The sequence below is a fragment of the Bacillus sp. DC4300-2b2 genome (assembly GCF_049895685.1).
GTDB classification, from domain to species: domain Bacteria; phylum Bacillota; class Bacilli; order Bacillales; family Bacillaceae; genus Bacillus; species Bacillus safensis.
Map to the genome: position 1 here is coordinate 638,239 of NZ_JAFCSW010000001.1, position 17,638 is coordinate 655,876.

At 43.7% G+C, this 17,638-nt stretch carries 20 protein-coding genes; 6 read left to right on the forward strand and 14 right to left on the reverse strand.

What is annotated here, in order from left to right; all coding sequences use genetic code 11:
* The 7 genes from ACP69X_RS03310 to ACP69X_RS03340 are packed head-to-tail and all read right to left on the reverse strand — an operon-like array spanning position 1 to position 7,143.
* Positions 1-1,029: a PseG/SpsG family protein gene (locus tag ACP69X_RS03310; RefSeq protein WP_426052418.1), complete on the reverse strand. Its 1,029-nt coding sequence runs from the start codon at positions 1,027-1,029 to the stop codon at positions 1-3.
* Positions 1,026-1,766: a cytidylyltransferase domain-containing protein gene (locus tag ACP69X_RS03315; RefSeq protein ID WP_041087727.1), complete on the reverse strand. Its 741-nt coding sequence runs from the start codon at positions 1,764-1,766 to the stop codon at positions 1,026-1,028. The genes ACP69X_RS03310 and ACP69X_RS03315 overlap by 4 nt, the downstream gene beginning before the upstream one ends.
* The gene (locus ACP69X_RS03320) at positions 1,756-2,880 is read right to left on the reverse strand and encodes an N-acetylneuraminate synthase family protein (RefSeq protein WP_269102810.1); all 1,125 of its coding nucleotides are present in this window, start codon (positions 2,878-2,880) and stop codon (positions 1,756-1,758) included. Before ACP69X_RS03320 ends, ACP69X_RS03315 begins: the two co-directional genes overlap by 11 nt.
* Position 2,881: 1 nt before the next feature.
* Entirely contained in the window at positions 2,882-3,757 is an 876-nt protein-coding gene (locus tag ACP69X_RS03325; RefSeq protein WP_041087724.1) for a GNAT family N-acetyltransferase, read from the reverse strand.
* Entirely contained in the window at positions 3,754-4,932 is a 1,179-nt protein-coding gene (locus ACP69X_RS03330) for a DegT/DnrJ/EryC1/StrS family aminotransferase (RefSeq protein WP_041087722.1), read from the reverse strand. The genes ACP69X_RS03325 and ACP69X_RS03330 overlap by 4 nt, the downstream gene beginning before the upstream one ends.
* A 21-nt stretch (positions 4,933-4,953) precedes the next feature.
* Positions 4,954-6,366, reverse strand: coding sequence for a CDP-glycerol glycerophosphotransferase family protein (locus ACP69X_RS03335; protein ID WP_041087720.1), 1,413 nt, complete (start codon positions 6,364-6,366; stop codon positions 4,954-4,956).
* Between the two features lie 6 nt (positions 6,367-6,372).
* On the reverse strand, positions 6,373-7,143 hold the full coding sequence (locus ACP69X_RS03340) for a glycosyltransferase family 2 protein (protein WP_041088598.1): 771 nt from the start codon (positions 7,141-7,143) through the stop codon (positions 6,373-6,375).
* A gap of 184 nt (positions 7,144-7,327) precedes the next feature.
* Between ACP69X_RS03340 and ACP69X_RS03345 the strand changes: the two genes are divergently transcribed.
* From ACP69X_RS03345 to ACP69X_RS03355, 3 genes are all read left to right on the forward strand, one after another.
* Complete coding sequence (locus ACP69X_RS03345) at positions 7,328-7,993, forward strand: YIP1 family protein (protein ID WP_241768933.1); 666 nt, start codon at positions 7,328-7,330, stop codon at positions 7,991-7,993.
* A 192-nt stretch (positions 7,994-8,185) separates the two neighbouring features.
* Positions 8,186-8,728, forward strand: a complete 543-nt coding sequence (gene gerQ / locus ACP69X_RS03350; RefSeq protein ID WP_041087716.1) for a spore coat protein GerQ — start codon at positions 8,186-8,188, stop codon at positions 8,726-8,728.
* Between the two features lie 129 nt (positions 8,729-8,857).
* Entirely contained in the window at positions 8,858-9,475 is a 618-nt protein-coding gene (locus ACP69X_RS03355; protein WP_039182316.1) for a cupin domain-containing protein, read from the forward strand.
* A 41-nt stretch (positions 9,476-9,516) separates the two neighbouring features.
* On the opposite strand, the gene ACP69X_RS03360 is transcribed toward ACP69X_RS03355, so the two are convergent.
* The 3 genes from ACP69X_RS03360 to ACP69X_RS03370 form a co-directional block, all read right to left on the reverse strand.
* Entirely contained in the window at positions 9,517-9,888 is a 372-nt protein-coding gene (locus tag ACP69X_RS03360; protein WP_025093833.1) for a DUF423 domain-containing protein, read from the reverse strand.
* A 70-nt stretch (positions 9,889-9,958) separates the two neighbouring features.
* On the reverse strand, positions 9,959-11,266 hold the full coding sequence (locus tag ACP69X_RS03365) for a purine/pyrimidine permease (protein ID WP_041087711.1): 1,308 nt from the start codon (positions 11,264-11,266) through the stop codon (positions 9,959-9,961).
* Positions 11,267-11,299: 33 nt separating this feature from the next.
* The gene (locus ACP69X_RS03370; RefSeq protein WP_338527938.1) at positions 11,300-11,632 is read right to left on the reverse strand and encodes a YwdI family protein; all 333 of its coding nucleotides are present in this window, start codon (positions 11,630-11,632) and stop codon (positions 11,300-11,302) included.
* A gap of 170 nt (positions 11,633-11,802) precedes the next feature.
* Between ACP69X_RS03370 and ACP69X_RS03375 the strand changes: the two genes are divergently transcribed.
* Positions 11,803-13,161 carry an aldehyde dehydrogenase gene (locus tag ACP69X_RS03375; RefSeq protein ID WP_338527937.1) on the forward strand — a complete coding sequence of 453 codons (1,359 nt, stop codon included), beginning with the start codon at positions 11,803-11,805 and terminating at the stop codon, positions 13,159-13,161.
* A 33-nt stretch (positions 13,162-13,194) separates the two neighbouring features.
* Here ACP69X_RS03375 and ACP69X_RS03380 read toward each other — a convergent pair whose 3' ends face one another.
* The gene (locus ACP69X_RS03380; RefSeq protein ID WP_039182328.1) at positions 13,195-13,875 is read right to left on the reverse strand and encodes a uracil-DNA glycosylase; all 681 of its coding nucleotides are present in this window, start codon (positions 13,873-13,875) and stop codon (positions 13,195-13,197) included.
* Positions 13,872-14,699 carry a glycosyltransferase family 2 protein gene (locus ACP69X_RS03385; protein WP_041087706.1) on the reverse strand — a complete coding sequence of 276 codons (828 nt, stop codon included), beginning with the start codon at positions 14,697-14,699 and terminating at the stop codon, positions 13,872-13,874. Before ACP69X_RS03385 ends, ACP69X_RS03380 begins: the two co-directional genes overlap by 4 nt.
* Positions 14,700-14,827: 128 nt before the next feature.
* Here ACP69X_RS03385 and ACP69X_RS03390 point away from each other — a divergent pair, with 128 nt between their 5' ends.
* Together ACP69X_RS03390 and ACP69X_RS03395 are read left to right on the forward strand one after the other, a co-directional pair.
* Positions 14,828-15,142 carry a general stress protein gene (locus ACP69X_RS03390; RefSeq protein ID WP_426052419.1) on the forward strand — a complete coding sequence of 105 codons (315 nt, stop codon included), beginning with the start codon at positions 14,828-14,830 and terminating at the stop codon, positions 15,140-15,142.
* A gap of 125 nt (positions 15,143-15,267) precedes the next feature.
* Complete coding sequence (locus ACP69X_RS03395; protein WP_024423821.1) at positions 15,268-16,077, forward strand: bifunctional hydroxymethylpyrimidine kinase/phosphomethylpyrimidine kinase; 810 nt, start codon at positions 15,268-15,270, stop codon at positions 16,075-16,077.
* 45 nt (positions 16,078-16,122) lie between these two features.
* Here ACP69X_RS03395 and ACP69X_RS03400 read toward each other — a convergent pair whose 3' ends face one another.
* A complete protein-coding gene (locus ACP69X_RS03400) occupies positions 16,123-17,196 on the reverse strand; it encodes a chitobiase/beta-hexosaminidase C-terminal domain-containing protein (protein ID WP_047203647.1) in 1,074 nt (357 codons plus the stop codon).
* A 154-nt stretch (positions 17,197-17,350) separates the two neighbouring features.
* Positions 17,351-17,605, reverse strand: a complete 255-nt coding sequence (locus ACP69X_RS03405; RefSeq protein ID WP_041087697.1) for a hypothetical protein — start codon at positions 17,603-17,605, stop codon at positions 17,351-17,353.
* Positions 17,606-17,638 lie beyond the last annotated feature (33 nt).

Here is a 17,638-nt window from a genome sequence, read left to right on the forward strand (position 1 = left end):
CTACACATCCTTATGTTCTTTTTGGTGATGATTCATGAGGTGTATAAGAATGTTTTTCACTCGTTCAGTTCCTTTTCCATCTATGAGTGTCCGTCCATTGAGATGAATGCTTCTGCGGAGAAAATAGCTGCCGGACAGTCTTTCCACAGCACGCCGAATATCTTTTTCATCCACAAGTTCACCTAATCCAAGATGGTGACAGGCTCCCTTTTGCGCAAAACGAGCGGCTGTCACTGCTTGGTGGTCTACTTGTGAAAGGACAATGCTGGGCACTCCGATACAAACTGCCTCGTATAACGTCATCCCGCCAGCCACTATTGCCAGATCAGCTTCTGAGAGACGCGCAGGTAATTGATCTGTATGACGAATGAATTGAATATGCTCAGCCTCTATTTGTTCTTCAATGCGAGAGGCTTTTCCTGTAACCGCTAAAATGTGTAGGTGGTCAGCTTCGAGCAGTGCTGATACAGCCTTTGATAACAATCCGCGCGGGTCACTGCCCCCAAGGCTGATGACCACCTTTTTGCATTCTTTTCGAACCTCATATGTGTCTTTTAATCGGCTTATCTCTTGATCTAACAATAAATAAGGTGTTCCATCAAAATATGCTGTCCCATCTACTTGCATGTGCTTTTCGTCCAGACCTCCATAAATGCCGTTCACGACAGCATCGGCAAGCTGACACGCTTCTGCTCTATTTTCTTCGAATAAAACCAGCCTTGCAGAGCCGGAGCACGCTTTGATCAATCGAAGAAATTGGAGGTCACATTCAAGTACATCAATCAGCAAAAGATCAGGATTCAGCTCTTTTATATCCTTTTCCATCTGAAGGAATGCCTTCGACTCCTGCACCAAATGAACGTGCCAATCTAGACCTGAGAGCATTTCTACACAAATCTGTTCATTTGTATAGAAATATAAGTCGTTTCCTTCTTGAAGCAGTTGATTTGCCAGCCGTTTCATTCTGACAACATGGCCCATTCCTCTTAAAAACCCGCCATACACAACAATCATGATTTTCTTGTTCATTCAGCATCCTTCTGTTTCACAAATTGATTCAACCGAACAATATCAGGGTCTTGTTCGCAAATGGTGATGAGTTCAGCCGTAGGCACAGCAATGGAGCCGCCAGCTTTCTCTAGTAAACGGGTCGCAAACTCATAATCTTCTTCTGTATCAATCGTGAATCGATAAGCAGGATATGCAAGTTCTTTGGGCGGTGTGAATAATTGCAGGTGAAATTGCTCAGGATGCTTTCTGATATAGAGCGTGACATGCTCACGCTCTGGCTGCGTAAGGGGAAAATTGTCGATTTCAATTAAAATCTGTGCGTCGATCATTTCCCCGGAAATACCGAGTGGAGTGCCAGCCGTATACGTGTAATCAGCCTTCTCTTGTCTATGTTTTTCAAGCATTTTCGACAAAAGGGCCGGATCTATAAATGGGTTATCTCCTGTTAAACGCACAATGATTTGCGGTTCAAAATGACGGGCAATCTGCGCAAATCGCTGCAGTACATCCGTCTCACTGCCACGAAATACTTTATATCCCTTTGAGAGACAATAATGGGACAGCAGATCATCTTCTGCCTCAACTGTTGTGGCGATCATGAGATTCTGCGTTTTATGATTGTAATGATCTGATTGCTTTACCCGTTCAACAATCAGGTCGATCAGCGCCATACCGCCGATCGGTTTCATCACCTTTTTGGGCAGCCTTGTTGAGCCCATTCTCGCCTGTATGACAAAGAGGACATCATTGATCATTTGGCGTCTCCTTCATGAGTACATCTTTCCACGAAACCCCTGTATGGGCTGGGATATCTCTGACAGCCTTTGCGCCAAGTAAAACCGCCATATACCGTGGATGCAGACCTTGGCTTTTTTGTCCTGGACGTAACACGGCTAGATTTTCTGCGGTCAATGTCTCGCCCTTCGCAATGCCTTTTGTCGTAAAAATGCCTCGATACGCAAATTCACGGATCTTGCCTTCAATAGCTGTTGTCGTTTTATAAGAACTGCCAAGGAGCTCTTCTGGCACTGAATGAGTGTCAGCTTCTTTTAGATGCCGCTGCTTTTCTGCCGCTCGAATATGCTGAACCATTTCCTTCAATTCTTCAGGATCAAGAGCAAAGGAATGATCCGCCCCAGGTAACGTTTTATCTACTGTAAAATGCTTTTCAATGATTGCTGCCCCAAGCTTCACAGCGGCCACAGGCGCTTCAGTTGGATGCTCACTATGATCAGAAAAGCCAATGACTGCATCGGGAAATGCCGCAGCTAAGGTTTTAAGAACCCGCAGATTCGTGTAAGCTCTAGGTGCTGGATACTTTGCTACGCAATGCATGATAGCGACCTGCTGATTTTGCTCGCTTGTAATCGCCTCATATGCTTCATGGACATCTGAAATGGTTGCCCCGGCTGTTGAGAAAATGATGGGCTTTTGAAAAGATGCCGTGTGACGCATAAGCGGCAAATGATTGATTTCATAGGATGCCAGTTTGAAAGCCGGCGGATCAGTCTGATTCAATAGATCCGCAGATTCTTCGTCACATACTGTGCTTAAAAATAGCAGCCCTTTTTCCGCGCAGCGTGACAATAACACCGGAAGCCATTCTGGCGGTAGCTCCATTTGTTCTACTAAAGAAAAAATGGACACCTCTTCTCCCTTGGCTGTTTCATACAAACCCGGTTCCTTTTGATACATCCGATCAGCTTGAAACATTTGAAACTTCACCGCATCGGCACCTGCTTCTTTTGCCACATCAATTAAAGCAAGTGCCTGATCCAGCTTTCCATCATGGTTAATGCCTGCCTCTGCAATGATAAAGACAGGCGCACCATCCCCCACTTTGCGATCTCCAATATAGAAATACGCCATCTTACCTCTCTCCTTTTTTCGGCCACACATGGTAATACAAGAAGGCATTTTTTGTTCTAAAGCCCAGCTTTTCATACAGCTGAATCGCGGTTGTGTTATGCATCTGAGTTCCGGCAGACATAAACCGGTGCCCTCTCTCATAAGAGGCTTTTATCATCGCTATAACCAGCTTTTTTCCGATCCCTTTTCCTTGTGCATCCGGTCTAATAGACAATAAATCAAGCACCAGTTCATCGCCCTTTGTTACCCCTTGAATCAAACCAATGACTTCACCGTTCACCTTTGCCGCGAGATTGATATCTGCACGTCCGAGTAAATTGTTTCTCATCCATTCCTGAAAGAAATGCTGGACGACATTCTGATCTAAGAAAGGATCAAGTGCATACCGGCTTTTCCCAAAAGCCTGATGAGCAAGTGACACAGCCTCAACGTATTCCTTTTCATCCGGCAGACTGATGACCACATCTTCACCTGTTGATGGCATCTCCATTTGAACAGGCGGTGCCTCAAGACGAGTGAGACCACCTACATAGTACACATGTGACAGCCTTTGAACGATGCGGTTTTTTTCAAGATCAGACACTTCAAGACGTAAAAAGAAAAAATCGCATTTCTCTGTTCTCATCCAATTGATGAAACGCTCCATCAATTCTTGAAAAGCAGACCCTGATTCTGCTTCTACAAACTTCACATGAAAAATATGCTGATCAAAAATGCCGCTTTCCCATTTTGACCATTCATATAACAGAACCGCTTTGAGCTGGGCACCATTAACAAGAGCAAACTGCTTAAAGCCGTTCATTTGTTCCGCTTGTTGGCCGTATTTCTCCAGCCAAGCCGCCAGTACCTGATCATCGATGGAATGAACGACCTTCATGATGATGCCTTCTGTTCTTTTAAAATAGACAACACCGCTGTGATAACATCCTGCACATCTTCATCTGTCATACTTGGATAGAGCGGCAGTGAGAGCGTCTGCTTGTAGTATGCGAGTGACTCAGGGAAATCCTCTGGTGAATAGTGATATGTTTCTTTATAGTATGGATGCAAGTGAACAGGGATAAAGTGAACACTCGTGCCGATTTTATATTCCTTTTGCAGCTGATCAATCAGTTCATCACGCGTGATGAATGCTTCTTTTGGATTCACTTGCAGTACATACAAATGCCATGCATGTCTTCCTTCTTGATGCACAGGTGGCAGGATCAGGCCCGCTTCTTTTTGAAAAGCCTGATTGTATTCTTTTGCAATCTGTTCTCTCCGTGCCTGCATGTCATCTAGTCGGCTTAGCTGAACAAGCCCTAAAGATGCCTGCACGTCAAACATATTCATTTTATAACCAGGTTCCTCGACCTCGTAATACCACGTTCCTTTTTCTCCATAACGATTCCACGCTCCCTTGCTCATCCCATGGAGCGCTAGTCTTCTAATTCTAGCTGCAAGCGCATCATCATTTGTTGTCAGCATGCCGCCTTCACCAGTCGCTAGGTTTTTCGTTGCATAAAAGCTAAAAGCGGTCGCATCACTAATCGACCCAACGGGCTGACCGTGGTACGTTGTGTAAAGAGCATGGGCAGCATCTTCAAGTACAAATAGATCATACTTTTTGGCAATCGCTAAAATCCGGTCCATATCGCACGATTGACCAGCAAAGTGAACAGGGACAATTGCTTTTGTATGTGGTGTTATGGCCGCTTCTATTTTCTCTGCATCCAGATTGAGTGTCGCAGGATCAATATCGACAAATACAGGCGCTGCTCCCGTATGGATGATTGTATTTGCTGTTGCGCAGAATGTCAGAGGTGTTGTAATCACCTCATCCCCAGCCCCAATCCCTCTTGCCTTTAAGGCTAAAAATAAAGCAGCCGTACATGAATTGACTGCGATCGCATGTTTTGCACCTGTCAGCTGCTGAAATTCTTCTTCAAACTGTCTTACTTTTGGTCCAGTTGACAGCCAGCCGGACTTTAATGTTCCAATGACTTCATCGATTTCTTCCTGCTCAATGAAAGGCAGAGCATAAGGAAGAAATTGTGCTCTCTTTTTTCCCATATCGCTTGCACACCCCTATCTTCATCTCTGAAAATCAACACCAGTTTTTGTTTTGAGCAGAGAAAGCAGAACATCGGTAGATCGCGCATGCGGATAGTGTTGTTTAATAAACTGAGCTCCTTGCTGCTTTGCCAGCTTCATCTCTTGTTCATCCGACAAAATACGAATGGCTTTCTCAGCTAGTTCAACAGGGTCTTCCATATGATAGCTGCCAAGCGACTCGTAATATGGGTATCTTCTGCCTTCTGTCATTTTCCCGATCAGCACACTCTTTTCAAAAAGCATGGCTTCAAGACCAACTGTTGATGTGAGCGTAATCACGATATCCACATATGGCAGTAGGTCATACAGGTCAATTTCTTTTTTAATCAATTTCACATGATTTCCCGCTCGTTCAATAGACACATAGTCGTTTAATCGATTTCGAGCAATTTCCCAAGGATGCGGCTTCATGATCAGCTGAATGTCTTTCCGATTGGCAATCGTTTTAAGAACATTACCATAGAAGGCTTCAGAAAACGGCTGTGTTGCCACAAGCACGGTCTTTTTAGCCGGACTGAAGTTCAATTTACGAAAAATGAGATCCTGTTGAAGCGGTGTTCGCTCCTTCACCAAATCAAACCTCGGATGACCTGTGATTTCCACCTGTTCCGGCTGACAGCCTTTGTCTACATACCAGTCCTTTTCATATTTTCCAAACACCCCGTGGCAAGTCGTGAAAATCGGTAAAAAGGCTTCGTCTCCCATAAGCGCGCCGTGCTGAAGACAGATACTCGTCAGCTGGCGTTTCAATGTTTGCAAAGCGAGTACGCGGCTGTAAGCATCCTCCGTCGTTCCAACAATGACAGCTGCAATCGGCTGCATTTGAAACAGCACTTCTATCTGGTCAATGACATCAATAAATTGCACAATATCCTTCCGCAATTTTTCTCTAAAAAAGACATTGCCAAAGACAGGGTGGTGAGCGTAAGGTTTAAGGAGAGCATTTGCTTTTTCAATATATTCAGCGTGGGCTTCTTTATTAACCTCTCCGGCTAATTCCGGCTTACTGATAACAGGTAATCCGAAATAATCCGCCTTCTTCCAGCGAGCGAACACCACCGTTTGATCTGGATGGAACCGCGTATAATTTTGTTCAGTAAAACGCAGATGTTCAAAGTGAAGCAATACCTTTCCATTCGCCGGACGATAAGTGATGCGCTTCATCTGCTGCTTATGCTGATCAAAAAATGGCTGAATCTCTTCCGGTAATGGACAAGCGGTTGTCAGTTCTTGACCAAATGCTTCATCTTCCATGCGTTCCCTCACTTCAGGACTGATATATTGATAAAAATTGCTGATCAACCCAAGAGGAATTTCCTTGTAGGACAAATCTTTCATCAGATTCACATACTCAAAGTACACCTGCCAATAATGATGAATATAGTGCGACATTTCGGGTCACCTCCCATACCTTTGTTTTAATATACTGCGAAGCTCCCAGCAGGTAGACTGCTCGGGAAGTGCTTGAATAAAGGCACTTTTCTCTTCTTCTGCCAGCTGATAATGAATTGACTGTTCTGTGATGTAATTTGTATCTAATATTTCATCAAAGGGATAGAACGGATAAAAATGATTTAGCCGAAAAAAGAAACGGGCATCCCCTATCCGATAAAAATGCGGACTCTCGTCCCAGTAGGACCCAAATTCATCATGAATTTTTGATAAAATGGATGCACGATGCACAACAGAGCAATGATCTATGGCGCAGGGAGCATTCCATTGCACTGTTTGCGCTGGCCGAATCGTTTCCTTCACTGGCTCTTTTTTGCTATTTAAATAGATCACTTTAGAACTAGAATAGACAATATCTTTACCTGGATGGGCATCTAGATAATGAGTGAGCTTCTCTAAACGGTCCGGGGCATAGACATTGTCATCTGTGGCATAGGAAATATACTCGCCCTTTGCCAGTTCTAATGCTTGATTAATCAGCACGGCGTAGCGAGTTTTCGCTGTTCTTTCTTCCAATGTTTTGACACCGCTTTGGATAAAGTGAACGCGGGGATCTTTGCGAAACGGTTCAATAGCAGCAAGGGTTTTTTCGTTTGATCCATCATCCATGATAAAAAGTTCAAAGTCTGACAGCGTCTGCTGCAGGACCGCTTCAATCGATCTGCCGACGTAAGCCTCCTTGTTGTAGCTCGTCATAATGACAGTTACTTTTGTCAAAATTATCACCTCGGTCTCTTTCAAACTATGTTTATCATATGTGTCTCCTCTTAAAGAGACTGTAGAGTGACCTATTTTTTATAAAATTGTATTTTTTTATTGATCTTTCTTTGAAAAACGTGAACTTTTTGGTAATATAAGTAATCATTTATGTGAATTAAAGGAGTAAAGAACATTGGAAGCTATGAAGAATGATCACTCCCAAGAAGAGGAAGTAAAAGGATTTTTTCGATTTTTTAAAATTTTCGTCGCGACAAAAACGATTATTCGCTCATATCGACATTCCAATATTCCAATTTGGCTGATGATGCTCCTTGCAAGTATCGCCGGTACGGGCTGGATCTACGAAGGGTATTTTAGCGAGTATATGGGCAATCATATTCCATTTCCTTTTATTCTGTTACAAGGGGCGGGATATGGTATTTTGGCAGGCAATATGATTCTATTTTTCGGTGTCCTCATCATCAAGTGGTTAGGGCGTCTCTTTTTCGGCTGTCAAACGGCGTATCGAGATATACTCAAGGTCTGCACACTGACGGTCTTTTTCCCTTCTGCTTTATTTGCACTCACTTGGATTTCCACTGTTGCGATGCTCGGTCCGTATACGTTTGTTAAAATCACACCATATTTAGATCAGCATTATGAAGTATGGTATTATATCAATCTTTTGACTCTTACGGATGTATATGCAAAGACGTGGATATTTGGAATGGCTGTTTTAGGCATTGTCGCTGTGATGAAGCTCAGATTATGGCAAGCCTTCATCATTGTGATCACACCGCCCGCCGCGTTTTTTCTCATCGTGACACTTTTATTTGATGTCCAGCACGCTGTAAACTGGATCATGTAAAAAGGACGAGTACCGATAGAATACGAAGGTTTTTCTCCACTTTAGGAACTGTAGAGCAGTTCCTTTTTTTCGTTCAATGTACATATTCTCCCCTCCTGTCTCATAGTGTGAAAGAGAGAAAGAATGCTATGGAAACAACAGGCGCCTAAACGCCTTCTGTTTAGAACACCATGAGGAAAGAGGAGGAACGTTATGAAATTGAAAAATCAATTTGGGCAAGGTTCGGGTTTCGAAGGTCAAGATTTCCGCCAGCAACAATATGGAGCAAATCCGTATCCTGCGCAGCAGATGGGTTATTCAGTCCCTCCCCAAACGCAGGGTCAAATGCAAGGACAAATGCAGCAGGGGTTTTCACCAATGCCGTCTACCGGCACTTCACAAGGAGGCCAAGGAACGCAAGGCGGCGGTCAGCCATATCAAATTCCTTCTGGACCGATTTATCAGCAAAATGTCACCGGACAGCTGCCTCTTGAGCAGTCCTATATTGAAAATATTTTACGATTGAACCGCGGCAAGGTAGCCACGATTTATATGACGTTTGAGGCGAGTAAGGAATGGAATTCGAAGATTTTTAGAGGCGTCATTGAAGCTGCAGGACGTGACCACATTATCATTAGTGATAACAAAACAGGAACACGATACTTACTATTAACGATCTACCTTGATTACATTACATTTGATGGGGAAATTCAGTACGACTATCCATATTCGATGTCAACATATTCTCCGAGATAATGCCCTGCATGGCAAAAGCAAGGTTCAGGTACCCTTGCTTTTTTCTTTTGTCTAGGTTTTTGTCACACCTCTGGGGCGCGGCTCATAAAATGCCTAGTAGTTTTTATCAAAAGCCTAGAGGTGACATCAATGACTGTTGAACTGGATTATACATCACCAAATGTGAAATTTTCATACGATCTGAATCAAAGCCCCCTTGTGAAATACGATCAGCATAACCTGATTAATGTGTTAGGAAAAAAACAATTAAACTCGTTGGATCAAGTGTCCCTGCTGGATATATATTTGAGTAAAAGCAAAGTCGTAGAGCCTCATTATCATCAAAATGCCGCAGAGCTTGTTTATTGTATAGCCGGTTCTGCTGCCGTATCGATGCTGAATCCATTTACAAAAAAACTGCACACCTACACCATTACACCTGGACAGGTGGCAAACGTGCCTCAAGGCTGGTGGCACTATGAAGTCGCTCTCCAAGACAGAACTCATTTGTTAGCCATTTTTAACGCATCAACACCTGAAGTGATCCTAGGCTCAGACCTTCTCACCCTCACCCCTTCTCACATCATGGCTCATACTTATTGCATGAACGAAACACAGTGGAAGCAGGCGACAAAGCCTGTGAAACCAAGCGTGTTTATCGGACCATTTTGCCACCGGGAGGAGGAGTCTCAAACGCATCCTGTCCCTCCATCTCACTACGTCCCTTATTATCAAGCACCGCCCAATTATACTCCTTACTGGAGTTAAGAAAAAAACCGATGCCCCTATGAGAGCATCGGTTTTTTGGCTTATAAATTTTTTGCTGCTGCAATGACAAGCATGATCCAAGAGGCGATAAATGCTACTCCACCAATAGGGGTAATGGCACCTAGAATCTTCACCTGAGTCAATGCCAGCACATAAAGGCTTCCTGAGAAGAAAAGGATGCCTGCAAGCATCACCCAGCCAGCAGCAGGAACCAAGGAGACACCTGACAGCTTATCTGCAAGAAAAGCGACAACAAATAAACCAATGGCATGGAACATCTGATATTGAACACCTTTATTCCATATTTCTATATATTTTTCAGGGATTTTCCCTTCCAGACCGTGCGCACCGAAGGCTCCAAGGCCTACAGCAAGCATGGCGTTAATGGCACCTAAAATGAAAAATAGTTTCATTCGTCATTCTCCTTATCTCGTCAATTATGTTTATCATAGCGCGGGTGAAGGGCGACATTCAACTTTCCCTTTACGTTGACACGAGATTGTCGGATTTCTTTTTCTTTCGTAACAAGACCTGATCGACAACAATCGCAATGAGCGTGCCTAGAACAAGACCGTTGCTTAATAATGAAATGAGCACAGGATGCATTCCTTTCAAGGCCCCCTGAGGCACAAACATCGCCCCTACGCCTGCTAAAACGGCAATCCCAAGAACAAAGCGAATCCGCGGGATTTCTTCTTTCTCATATTGATCAAACTCCGACATCGCAATCCCAATCATAGAAGAGAAGACCACAAAGTTTACAGCAAGCCCCACAGGTGATGGCAATGCAGAGAAAAAGCTCATGAGCAGCGGAAACAAACTAATGAGAACAACAAGCAGACTTCCTATGAAAAAAGGCTTTCTCGAAGGAATTTTGGTTGTCTGGATAAATCCTGCTGCCCCCGAAATAGGTACAGGCGCAATCGCACCGATCAGCCCGCTTAGTAAATGACCAAATGCTGCGACAAAACCAGCAGGACGTGCTCTCTTCCGCTCACGCAGTTCACCAAATGCCTTCACTGAGCTTTCCACAATTCGAATACTTGCCAGCATGTTTACAATGAGTAAAATCGTTATAAAAAAGGACGTGACAAGCAATCCACTGTCAAAGACCGGCATACCGAATGGAAACAGCTTCGGAAACTCGATGATTTGTTCTGGAATTCGTACCGGCTTCGCCAATCCGAGTAGAGCAAATAACAGCCATCCGCCTGCAAGTGCGAATAGCACAGAAAACTGCCTCAAGTAATGCCATTTTGATCGGCTGATCATGAAGGTAAGGATAATAATCAAGATCGATAAGCAAAAGACAAGCCCATCTACTTGATTTCCCCGATAGCCGATCCCCATAAGCCCTTTCATGATTGGCTGACTTAGCTGCACAACAAGAAGCAGCAGGTAAATACCTGTAACGACTGGCGTAAATAAAGACGCGAGCCAATTGATGATTTTAAATAGACTAAAAATAAAAAAGAAAATAGCACTAAAAATTAAAGCCCCTTGTAATGCTTGCAAGGTTTCAGGATACGTCGCAAAGATTGTTCCTGTCATGCCGGCATAAAGGGTATACACACCCCACCAAAGCCCTGCTGGACTTTCATTGATTGGCAGCATATGGCCGCATAAACACTGCACCATCGCCACAAGACCAAGTGAAAAGAAAGTACTTTGAATCAGCTCTGCCGATTGTACTTGATTCAATTCAAATGCTTGTGCAATCGCAATTGGTACGGCAATAGAAGCTGCGATAAAAAATGCCATCCACTGAATGGCGCCCAAAAATAGTTTCAAACCGATCACCTTCCCTTTGTCGTGACAAGACCATTAAAAATCAAAAATAGAGTCGCCGTTCCCGTCCTTCTCTTTTTGACCCTCATCATTTTGCTGAAATTTCTTCGCGCCACTTGTGCCCATGAGTTTCTCCAGCATGGCTTGATCTGTAGACACAGATGGCGCTGATGGTGTATGTATCGATGGAGGTGGTGAGATGACTGGCGACTGCGGCATTTGCGCCTGTGATGGTGCGTCGAGAATGACATCACATAGTGAAGAAATCGCTGCCACTTGACGTTTCACCTCTTCATCATTTCCACTTTGTTTTGCTTTTCGAACCGCTTCCTCCATTTTTTGAAGCAGGCTTGATATATGAATATTCAAGGGTAGACCCTCCAATCTAAAAAAATCTCTTTTCAACATTATTTTACCAAATGAACAAACCAAATGGGTTCATTTTTTCAAAGCAGTGCGCTCACGCCTCTCTAATTTGACCCCTCATCTTCATTCACACATAATAAAAGAAACAAAATCGTCTATGAAAGGATTAAATCATGAACAAGCTCACTGCTCTATTTCAGAAACAAAAAGTCTTTCAGAAGCCGGCAGTTAAAGAACGCATCCGCATTCTTCAAGACTTAAAAGCAGCAATCAAACAGCATGAGAAGGATATTTTACAGGCCTTAGCCCATGATTTACATAAATCCGAACAGGAAGCCTATACAACGGAGATCGGGATGGTGTATGAAGAAATCAATCATACCATCAAGCACCTTCACAAATGGGCGAAGCCAACACGCGCGAAAACACCGCTGACTCATATCGGATCGAAAAGCATGATCATCAAGGAGCCCTATGGAAGTGTGCTCATCATTGCTCCTTGGAACTATCCTTTCCAATTGGCCCTTTCTCCATTAGTCGGCGCGATTTCTGCGGGAAATGCCGTGATTTTAAAACCGTCTGAGCTGACCCCGGCAGTCTCACAAGTGATCAGCACTATCATGAAACGTGTATTTCAAGAAGACCATGTGGCTGTCGTAGAGGGCGGTGTCGATGTCAGTACAGAGCTGCTGAAGCTGCCCTTTGATTATATCTTCTTTACTGGAAGTGTGGCAGTCGGCAAAGTCGTCATGGAAGCCGCCGCAAAGCATTTGACCCCTGTCACACTTGAGCTTGGCGGAAAAAGCCCCTGCATCGTCATGCCCGATGCTGACATCAAGCTAGCAGCGAAGCGGATCACCTTTGGAAAATTCACCAATGCAGGGCAAACCTGCATTGCACCAGACTATTTACTCGTTCATGAATCCATCAAAGAGGAACTTCTGCGAGAAATGACGGCCTGTATCCGTGACTTTTATGGTGAACACCCCGAAACGCATCCGCACTTCGGAAAAAATGTCAGTCAGCGTCATTTTGACAGACTCACACAATTTCTCTCAAATGGAACGATCGTCACAGGTGGACAGCGCAATGAACACGAGCTTAAAATCGCTCCGACCATTTTAGACGACATCACTTGGGAGGATCCCGTCATGCAGGAGGAAATTTTCGGGCCGATCCTGCCTGTCATGACCTTTGATTCTCTGCATGAGGCAGCGCATATGATCGAAGCAAGGCCAAAGCCGCTTGCGCTTTACTTATTTACAACAAATAAAGAAACAGAATCCTATATTCTAGACAACCTCTCATTTGGCGGAGGATGTATCAATGACACGCTTATGCATGTCGCTACACCTTACCTGCCATTCGGAGGCGTCGGCGAAAGCGGCATGGGACGATATCACGGGAAGGAAAGCTTCTTTACTTTTACGCATGAAAAAAGCGTCCTGCGTCAAACGAACCGCTTCGATTTTTCCTTCCGTTATCCAAATGCGAAAAACGGACTCGACTTGGTCCGCAAATTTTTAAAATAAACAGGACGAAGGGGCTCTCCCCTCGTCCTATTTTCATTCAATATCCTTGATACACCAATTGATTTCTTCGAATCCCATTTGCTTTAAATACGTGTTTACCTTTGAAAACGGCCGGCTGCCAAAAAAGCCGTTTCTTGCAGAAAAAGGACTTGGATGAGGTGACTCAATGATGTAATGCTTGTTTTGATCAATGCGTTCTTTCTTATTTTGAGCATGTCTGCCCCATAACACAAAAACGACGGGCTGATCACGTTCATTCAGCACATCAATCACGCGGTCTGTCACACGTTCCCAGCCTTTTCCTTTATGTGAATTCGCCTCGCCCTTTCTCACAGTCAGCACAGTGTTTAAGAGCAGCACACCCTGCTCTGCCCAGCTGACAAGTGAGCCGTGGTTTGGAACAGGACAGCCAAGATCATCCTTTAGCTCTTGAAAAATATTTCTCAAAGATGGCGGGTGTTTGACGCCTGGCTGAACAGAAAAGCTTAATCCATGTGCCTGCCCTGGGCCATGATAAGGGTCTTGTCCTAAAATCACCACTTTGACCTTTTCATATGACGTCAAATGAAGGGCACGATACACGTCATCTGGTTTTGGAAAAACGGTCTGCGTGCGATATTCTTCCTTCATCCATTCTCGTAATTCCTGATAATATGGCTGTTCAAATTCACTTTTCATCACAGCCCACCAGCTATCATTTAAAAATGGCTTCATTGTGGTTTTCCTCCTTCTACTTGCTGCGCTAGTCTGGAGATCATCGGTTTTCCATCCCACACAATCTCACTCTCTGATTCTCGCTTTTTCATCGCTGGTTCTTCTAATAATATAGCAAAGTTCGCTGTTGGCAGGTCGCCTAAATCATGCTTTTCACTTAAATCATCTAGGTAGTTCTTCCTTGTTTCACCAAGATCACTAGACTGATTTCCACCGCCGTCAAAAAACGCATAGATCACGCTGGCAGCTGGCACTCGTTTGACTCGGGCATGCTGTGATACACGCAAAAAGAAGTCCCAGTCCCAATAATGATGCATCGCTGGATCAAAATAGCCAATCTCATCGTGTATAGAGCGTTTGTACATACTGCCGGAAGGAACATATGTAGAAAAGACACGCATATCCTCGATGTCCGCTGTATAAGCAAACAAACGTCTCGACAGTGGGAAACGGGTCGCGCCTTTTTCTTCAAATGACACAATTTCTGCATCAGAAAAGACAAAATCAGCATCTTCCAAAGCCTTGCTCATGCGTTCGATATGACAAGGTGTGAAGTAATCATCATCGTCACTCAGCATGATGACGTCGCCTGTCAGCTCCCGCACCCCCACATTCCTGGCATTCACATGCTGGACATTCTCATCTAAATGAATCAAGCGGATCGGAAGCTCAGGGTAAAGTTCCTGAATGATGTCGACTCGCTCTCCTGCATCATTGACGACGACAATTTCAAAAGGTTGTACGGTTTGTCTTGTAATGGATTCAAGCAGTTCACACAGTGCGCTAAGCCGGTTATGTGTCACAATTAATAAGGAAATCTTCATATGCAGCTTACTCCTTTAATAGATTCGTCTTTTTCCATTAAAACATAAATTGGCTTTCTTCTCATGATATAAAAGGCGGTTTGATTTGACGGGAAAATGGGAATTTTTGATGAAAAGGAGTGATGATAATGGAATATATCACAGCTGAGAATAGTAAAGAAGCGAAACAGGCCATCGACCACTTTCATTCATCGGGTTCAACAAAGGACGCTGTATTTGTTTTTGCGTACGACCCAGAACGCTCTGATACCGTAACGGAGTATACAGACGCCAAAAGCATGACTTCGGTCGATCAAGGGATTTTGGATCAAGTCGCCAATGTCATTCGCACCCGGGATGATGAACTGATGGCCAAAATGATGTCAGTTGGCGCCGATCAAGAGTTAGCTTTAACCCTTTTAGACGAACTGAAAAAAGGGAAATTGGTGATTTGTAAAAGGTAAGAAAGAGAGGCGTTCCGAAGAGAGGAACGCTTTTTTATGCCGTTTCATTGTGATAAATGGAAAAGCTGATTATAATAAGGGATAGAACAATAACTGTTACACATCACATTGGAGGTTCAGCAACTATGTCTATGAATAAAGCACTCACCATCGCAGGTTCGGATTCAAGCGGCGGTGCAGGTATCCAAGCAGATTTAAAAACGTTTCAAGAAAAAAACGTCTACGGGATGACAGCTTTAACCGTTGTCGTTGCAATGGACCCTCATAATCATTGGGATCATCAGGTGTTTCCAATTGATACGGCGACGATTCGCGCGCAGCTCTCTACCATTGTTGAAGGCATTGGTGTAGATGCACTGAAAACGGGTATGCTCCCAACCGTCGACGTGATCGAGCTTGCAGCTGAAACCATCAAAACATACGACCTAAAAAATGTCGTCATTGATCCTGTTATGGTTTGTAAGGGTGCGAACGAAGTCCTTTACCCAGAGCACGCGGAAGCATTGCGCGAAAAGCTCACGCCACTGGCAACCGTTATTACACCTAACCTTTTCGAAGCAGGTCAATTAAGCGGAATCGGCGAGATCAAAACGATTGAACAAATGGAAGAAGCAGCAAAACGCATTCACGAACTTGGTGCAAAATATGTGGTCATCACTGGAGGCGGTAAGCTAAGCGAAGACAAAGCCATCGATTTGCTTTATGATGGACAAACCTTCGAACGCCTTGAAACAGATAAAATCGACACAGAATACACACACGGCGCAGGCTGCACATTCTCAGCAGCAGTCACAGCTGAACTAGCGAATGGATCAGACGTGAAAGAAGCCATTTATGCAGCAAAAGAATTCATCACTGCTGCCATCAAAGGCTCTTTCCAGCTAAACGAATACATCGGACCAACAAAGCATTCTGCTCATCGTTTTGACAAATAAAACAGAAAAAAACCGATTCGCCGTTTAGGTGAATCGGTTTTTTGTTTATCGAAAGCTTCTTCTCTGTGCAAACAGCCAATCGGTTAAGCCTGGCGTCTCATAAGCAGGCGTCCATGATGCATGGTCATATCCATACTTGCTTGCGTACTCCGTATAAAGCGGCTGGCCGCCTGCTTTTTGAATAGCTTGAATTGTATTTCTCGCATAGCCGATAGGGATAATGGAATCATCTTCTGCATGAAATGCCCATATTGGCTTGTGTGCTAATATTCCTGCCTTGCTTGGATCTGCACCCCCAGCAATAGGAATCATCGCTGCAAACAAACGAGGATATGTGATGTTCAACTGGTACGTGCCAAATCCACCTTGTGATAAACCCGTCGCATAAATCCTTTTCTGATCAATCTGATAAGAAGTTAACACATGCTGAAGGACATCATAAGCTTTGTGTAAATCCGGTGAAAATTGAAACACGTTTGTCAGATCGATTTCATTTTGCAAATTTCTTGTTAATGCAAAGCCTCCATCCACAGCATTTCGCGCCTGAGGGGCTAATACGTACGAAGGATGTTTCTTTTGGACTTCAGGGGAAGCCCATAAAACTGCACCATCATTCGCAAGTAACTGCTTTTGATTGTCTGTTCCCCTCTCACCTCCTCCATGTAAGAACAGGACGAGAGGATAGGCTTTACCCCTCTTACGATTTTTTGGAATATACAGCCGATAAGGCATTCCTTTGTATTCGAAAGATAAAAAAGATGTTGCTATGTCCTCTCGTGTGACAAACCGATAATTGTATGTAGACGTGGAAAGGCGGTGACTTTTATTGTAAACGCTTACTTTTAAAGTCGTATCTGTTTCGATATGAATGGGCTTTTTGTACAACTGACTTTGAGTTGTCGGCTGGCTGCCATCTGTTGTGTAATAAAGAGAAGCTTTTTGAACGTGAGAATGCAGAGCTACCTCTTGTGAACGATAATATTGACCAGACGGGACTGAAGCAGTTGATGCAGCATACGACGTATGATTTCGGGCAGAAGAAATGGAAGGAAAAAGAAAACTCATAGAAAATAAGACAATCATAAAGGTGATCAGGCATTTCTTGGTTGTATGGTTCATATCGTTCCTCCTGTACATGCTCAGATGAATTTTTATTTATTATTTATCATGACAATAAGAATGTCAACGCTTTCATTTAAATTTCTGAATAATCTGACCGAAACAAAAAAGCATACCCGCAACCGAGTACACTCTTTTATCCATACATGAATGCCTATTTTTGCTGATCGGACTCTTTCGCCATTTTTCGAATAAAGGCTTCAATGGATTCAACAAATAAAGCATATTCTTTCATTTGTTTATACGTATCTGTCAGCTTCTCTTTCACTTCTTCCTGCTCTAAAGAAGGTTCACCGAGAATAGATTGAACTTGAATGAGCAATTCTTTATATTCTTCACGTTTATCTTCAACATGATCTGCCATTGTCTCCAAGCGTTTTCTAGTCGTCGGCTGCTGTTTTGAATTCAAGTAAACAACCCCTTTTTTGTCCTACCGCATTTG